We start from the raw sequence: 1,974 nt of genomic DNA on the forward strand, positions 1-1,974 counted from the left end.
TGTATTCTGGCATAAGAAATATTTTACAAAGTGCAAATATAATAAAGGATAATTGAAATGAGTGATAAATAACAAATGCTAATTTAACATTTTCAATTTGAAAAAGTGTAAAAATATTGAGCGAATGGTAGGTTTTATTTATTGAACGATTTGTTTTCAATAAAGTATATTCTTTAAATTTCCCCAAAATAAAAACAACCAATATGGAAATGATTAATTTTAATTATAATATTAGTCATCAGTTCAAATTATTTTTTAATCTACGGCTACATTTATTAAGCATATTGCTTATTATTATTTCTTACTGTACAATTTTTGCTCAACACCAGCATCAAAATCCTTTATGCAAAGGAACGCCTTGTTATTCAAATCAAGGATTAAAGCAACAAGAGAATAACAGCATTTTGGCAATGACTCCTTTTTATACTGGGCAGGATTGCGGCCTCAGTTATGTACGAGCGTCCAAAAAAATAACAACCAGGTATGCTACTCCTGCTGGTTCTGGGGTTCCTACATCATTATCTATTAGTGGAATGCCTCCTTGTTTTCAAGTGGTAAAGGCCTATGTGTGGATAATTGCATCAACATCTGGTACACCTTGGCTGACAATTACTAATCCATTAGGAAGTTCTTTAAGTAACCTTGCACCAGCAGCTAATTTTACAGGACCTTCTAAATGTTGGGGAGAGTCAGGTACTATTGTTACAAGATGGGATGTTACCAGTATAATTAGTGGCAATGGCAACTATAATGTTAATATTACTAATATCACTAATCCAAACTGGGCAGTAGATGGTATAACTTTAATGATTATATACAAAGATCCTACTGCTACTTTTCAGGGAAATATTATTTTAGCAGATGGTAATAATACTTATGCGGGAGGAACATTTAATTACAATTTAAATTATCCGGCGGCTTGTGCAGCAGGAACCAATGCTCAGGCATTTATGATGATTAGTGATATGCAGGATAACACCGCTCCTTCTTTTCCTGCTACAGTGAATAACACAGGGACTACTTTTCCAAAATCATTTTATGATTGTTATACTGCTAATACCACTGTGGGTAGTGGACAAAGCACAGGTAATTATAATGTTAGTGATGGAAGCGATTGTTTTACAGTTGGAATGTTAGGATTATATTACAGAACTACAGGGTGTGTAGTTTGTACTCCTCCTCCTACACTAACAATAACTTCTGCTAATCAGGCAGCCACTTGTAGCGGATGTAATGGAGCTGGTACCGTAACTCCAACGGGTGGAACCGCACCTTATTCTTATACATGGTCACCATCGGGGGGAAATAATGCCACCGCCACAGGATTATGTGCTGGGAATTATACGGTTAATGTAAAAGATGCTACAGGATGTAATACAGGCACGGTGGCTGTTACTATTACTGTTGCACCTTCATATACTGCTTCTATTTCTTCTAATTCTATTTCCTGTTTTGGATTATGCAATGGGAATGCTTCTGTAAGCTTATCTGGTGGTACTTTACCATTTTCATTTACATGGTCACCAAGTGGTGGTAATTCTCAATCTGCAACAAACTTATGTGCAGGAAATTATTCAGTAACCATTAAAGATGGCTCTAACTGTCAAACTACACTAACGGTTAATATAGCGCAGCCATCACAATTACTTATTCCTTCTGTCAACATCACCTCTATTACTTGTAATGGTCTCTCCAACGGTTCTGCCACTGTGAATGTGAGTGGGGGTGCAGTGCCATATAATTATACATGGACGCCATCAGTAAGTAGTAGTTCAATAGCGACAGGATTAGGAGCAGGGACATATAGTGTTCAAGTGAAAGATAACAATAATTGTATAACGAATACGGTAATAACCATCACCCAGCCGCCAGCGTTGTCATTAACGGCAACACAAGTTCAAAGTGTAAGTTGTAATGGAGGAAATAATGGATCAGCGAATGCTAGTGTGAGTGGAGGAATGCCAGCGTATTCTT

The 1,974-nt window shown here is 36.7% G+C and carries 1 protein-coding gene; it reads left to right on the forward strand.

The window, feature by feature from the left end; genetic code table 11:
* Positions 1-203 precede the first annotated feature (203 nt).
* Positions 204-1,974, forward strand: a 1,771-nt coding sequence (locus AB1555_20015; protein ID MEW6248964.1) for a SprB repeat-containing protein, incomplete at its 3' end; no start/stop codon positions are given.

This window comes from Nitrospirota bacterium (assembly GCA_040755395.1).
Classification (GTDB): domain Bacteria; phylum Nitrospirota; class Nitrospiria; order Nitrospirales; family Nitrospiraceae; genus DATLZU01.